Origin of the sequence: Bradyrhizobium sp., assembly GCF_019244115.1 — a bacterium.
Taxonomy (GTDB): Bacteria; Pseudomonadota; Alphaproteobacteria; order Rhizobiales; family Xanthobacteraceae; genus Bradyrhizobium.
Window position 1 is genome coordinate 1 of record NZ_JAFATE010000633.1, and the last position, 3,782, is coordinate 3,782.

Genomic DNA, 3,782 nt, shown 5'->3' on the forward strand with positions numbered 1-3,782 from the left:
TTGCGCACTTTGCTCCGCTACCGCCTCGCTGTCGTCCGCCGGAATGGTATACCTGGGTTCAGTTGCCCCTTGAGCTGCTTTACCGGCAAATCTTCACCGGCGACCCACAGCATGAAATCAACGTCCAGCATGTCTTCGTCGAGCGCCGCAGCATCGCCCCGATGCCAATCAGGAGCCGTCGCTTGGGCGGCTCGGTGACCATGGTATGCAACGTTTGGGCGTTGCCATAGTTGTGGAAGGCCGGAGACGCAGAAAAGTTCAACGCCTTGAATGTCTGTTCGGCACTGAGCTGTCGCGCGGCCCAGCTTTCCAGTGGCGGCAGCCGGCCAATCGAGTGCGCAACCCGGTGGTTCAAACCCTTCAGTTGCGACGACTGGAAATGATTGGTGCAGGCGAGCCAATCGCCACGGCGAACCACCACGGCGCCAGCACCTGCTTCGACCACCGCAGCCACCCCGCCGGCGTCGAGCAGCGAATAGTTGTACTTCATGGCGTGAGGCAAACGACGCAGAAGATCGATTGCTTCCGCGGTGGTCGCGCAACTGTCTAGCACCCGCCTGACCAGCAACGTACTGGTGAGAGGGAATCTCGGCCGCACCTTTACCAAATGCAAGCCGATGGTGAGCCCGTGCTGGTTCATGCCGTCCAGACGCCCGGTCAACTGGTGACTGCCGCCGATGCTGGCGTAGCTGTCACGTGCCTGCACGAGGGCGAACCGCGCCTCATACCCCCGTGGCCGGAAATCGTAGTTGCGCCCATACACGCCCCCGCTCATGACGCCGAGCAGCCGCCGGTCGGCATTCGCAAGCCATCGTTACCGAAATAAAGGACCGCTTGCTCCATCGGGACATTGAGCCGCTCCGCGATCCGCGGTCGGTCTGGCCCGGGCTTGGAGTCAGTCGACCTAATCGATGCGGGCCCCGGCCGTTTGAAAGAACTGATGATGAAATGACCATTCTATAGCGAGTTGGGCCTCTTACCCAGGACGGCAGCTGACGGACTGCTCTCTGGCTAACGCTAAAGCGAGCGCGACTGCGCCCATTCTCGTCGCGCTGATGGTCAGTCTCCGGTTTCCGGTTTCTGATTGCGGACCACTCGCGTGGGTGGCGACAGCTCTACGCGGATTACAGCGTACTGCCGTAAAGCTGATCGACGAAAGCATTCAGGCTGGGCATCGGGCCTTGGATAGATCGAAGCCCTTGGCCTCCGAGCGTGATCTGAGCCAACGAGAGGGTCTTGCGCAAGGACGGAGCCTGGGGAATGAGACAGGCATTGTCCTGCTGCGACCAATAGGCCTGCAGGGTCACGCCGGATAGCGTGGCGGTGCTGCTTTGACAGATATCGCCGATCTCATTCCAATTGATTGGATTGCGCGGGTTGACCTGCCAGGTGCTGCCGTCAGGATCCGTCAGCATCTCGGCCAGTTCGTGACTGAACGTCGTGGTCATGAAAGCTCGACTGCCGAACAGGACGAAGGCAAGCCATACGGGCCCAAGAATGAACCGCCAATGCTCGCCATTGATACCGCCTGGTCCGAAATTGGTGTTTGGCGGCATCATGACGACATAGAGATTGAGCTCGCCGGAAACGTAGACCCCGCCTTCGATCAGCGTCAGGACCAAGGACTCGATGTCACCCTGCTGGAACGTGGCCGGAGGCTGCCAAGTGCCGACGGTGAGAGAGCCGTCAAGGTGGATTGGGTTCAGAAGCCCATACTGGCGTAGCCCGGCCCGCCAAGGCCCGAGGAGCATCGAATGGACGTCCTGGGTGAGCTGGGCCGCAGAGGGGTTCGTCGTGGGGTCGCTCCAGGCGTCGCCCCAAAAGATCAATTGCACAGGCGAGCCCGCAGCGATGGGGCCGCCGCCATTGCTGACCGTTACCGGGCCAGCGACGTTAGGCGGCGTCAAGATGTCTCCGCCGCCGGCAGACATGGCTCGCTCGCCGAAGATGGGCGCGACCCGTCCGGACGCGCGCATCCGCGCCGGCAATGCTGCGGCTCGGCCAGACGGGCCGGTGAGTGTGATGTGCCGGAGAGTCGGTCCTTCTGTTACGCGGGACGGCGGCGCTCGCTTCATCGGCGGCCTCCTCTAGACTGGGCGATGCTTGATCACTGAAGCGCCACGAGGATCGGAATAAGGCCGCGACCGTCGGCAAGAGGTTGCAAAGCCTTGCCGAGCACCGCGCCGAAGGCTAGGCGAGAATCCGAGGCGCACATCGCATGGCCCGGCACCGGCGACGTCGTCAGAAGGTCGCCAACCGCGATGCCTGACATTGTCGCATCAACCTTGCAAAAGACTCTTCCGATAAGGGCGACGGACGCACGCTTGCCGTCGTCGGGGCCGTGCCGATTGAGGACGATGCCTGGCGGGCAAGTCCCAGCGCCCGAGATCACTCCCGCAACTCTCCTGTCATAGGGCTGGTCGCTTTCCCGGAGCATCCCCGAATCATCGATGACTACCACCATGCCAGGCTCCAGGCTTGTCGCGCCAGCCACTTCGAATTGCTCGGCGCAGTCGGCACCGGGTAAAAAGACATCACCTTGAACCGTCATGTTGTTTGTCACGAAGGCGTTGCCGTTGACATTGAGATCGCCGCCGTTGATTGCGCATCCGGCGGTGCCGTTGACCGTCCAACCACTGGCTTGGTAGGTCGCGGTGTTGCCGAGCGCATCCGCCAGCGTGACCCCCTGGCCGGGATCCAGGGTGACCGTAGCCTGCGCCTGAAAGGTGACCCCGAGAATGGTAATCGTACCGGCCTGCGGGTTCAGCAGGATCGTGGGCGTGCCGTTGGAGTCCGAAACGATCAGGTTGCCCGTTGCGTCCACCGAAAACCTGTTGTTTGCGTTGGCGTCATTGATGGCGATGAGACCCGTGGCGTCCATGCGAATCCGAGTTTGATCATCGCCCGTCACAAACACGACGCCGGGTTCGGCGACCAAGCTCAGCCGCTGTGGTCCGCCATTGAGGCCAGGCGGACCGTAGAGGAGCAACGAATCTGCTTCGATGATGCCCGCTGATTGCTTCCGACGACGCCTTGGGGCCCGATGATCGTGCCAGTCGTGCCATTTTGATCGGTTACCTCAAGTGGGGCGCTGAAGCTCGGCATGACACGTGCTCCTCATCATAGGCTTGGTATTTCAAGATCGCTTATGCCACCAGCATAACGCGCGTCCGGTCGTCAATCTGTGAAGTCGTTCACACGCTGACCTCTTAAGTATTGCTGGTGCAGCGGAGTCCCGCTCGAGCGCGCCAGCGAACGGATGCCCGTGGCCAAGAATCACGTCTAATGAGCAAGCGTGAAGTCTGCTCAGGGTGATTCGCGTTCATCTGGCCGCACGCCAGTCGGTCTATCCGCGACGGGCGACATCTAAGACGAGCGCAGGCTTTCGGTATGGGCTAGGTTCGGACCTGTTGAGCGCTCGGAACAGCTCTTCGAGACTACGCCAGTCCGCTAGCACCGTACGATACATCCATGGATAGTAGTGCTTCTTGCGGGCAATCTCTTCCGCCCGCTCCCGCGCCATAAACTGAGAGGCCGCCTCGATTTCCAGCCAATTCACACCAGGTGCAGCAAATAGGTCGAGTATTCATCGTTTGCGCCCTCTGGAAACCCGGTAGGTCCCGATGCGCCTTGTTGAGTTTGGCCGGCGCACCCGGCGCGGGGACATTGATCAGACCATCAGGTCCTTGCTCGTTGAACCGGATCACCCAGTCGCGAAGCGTCTGCCGGTCCATTCCGCCGACTTTGGCGGCCTCCGTGCGCGAAGCGCCATCGAGCACGGC

At 61.4% G+C, this 3,782-nt stretch carries 3 protein-coding genes and 1 pseudogene; all 4 read right to left on the reverse strand.

The annotated features are described in order from the left end of the window. Positions 1 to 79 precede the first annotated feature (79 nt). Positions 80 to 763, reverse strand: a complete 684-nt coding sequence (locus JOZ76_RS27820) for a C45 family autoproteolytic acyltransferase/hydolase (RefSeq protein ID WP_291704129.1) — start codon at positions 761 to 763, stop codon at positions 80 to 82. Positions 764 to 1,124: 361 nt separating this feature from the next. Beyond that, positions 1,125 to 1,931, reverse strand: coding sequence for a hypothetical protein (locus JOZ76_RS27825; protein ID WP_291704131.1), 807 nt, complete (start codon positions 1,929 to 1,931; stop codon positions 1,125 to 1,127). 176 nt (positions 1,932 to 2,107) lie between these two features. Continuing rightward, positions 2,108 to 2,938 (reverse strand): hypothetical protein, encoded by an 831-nt coding sequence (locus JOZ76_RS27830; protein WP_291704133.1) that lies wholly within the window; start codon positions 2,936 to 2,938, stop codon positions 2,108 to 2,110. A 694-nt stretch (positions 2,939 to 3,632) separates the two neighbouring features. Next, positions 3,633 to 3,782, reverse strand: a pseudogene (locus JOZ76_RS27835) (helix-turn-helix domain-containing protein); the annotation flags it as partial.

Excerpts from the sequence above, each read along its gene's own strand:
- JOZ76_RS27825 (WP_291704131.1), bottom strand. The coding sequence starts at position 1,931 with ATGTCTGCCGGCGGCGGAGACATCTTGACGCCGCCTAACGTCGCTGGC.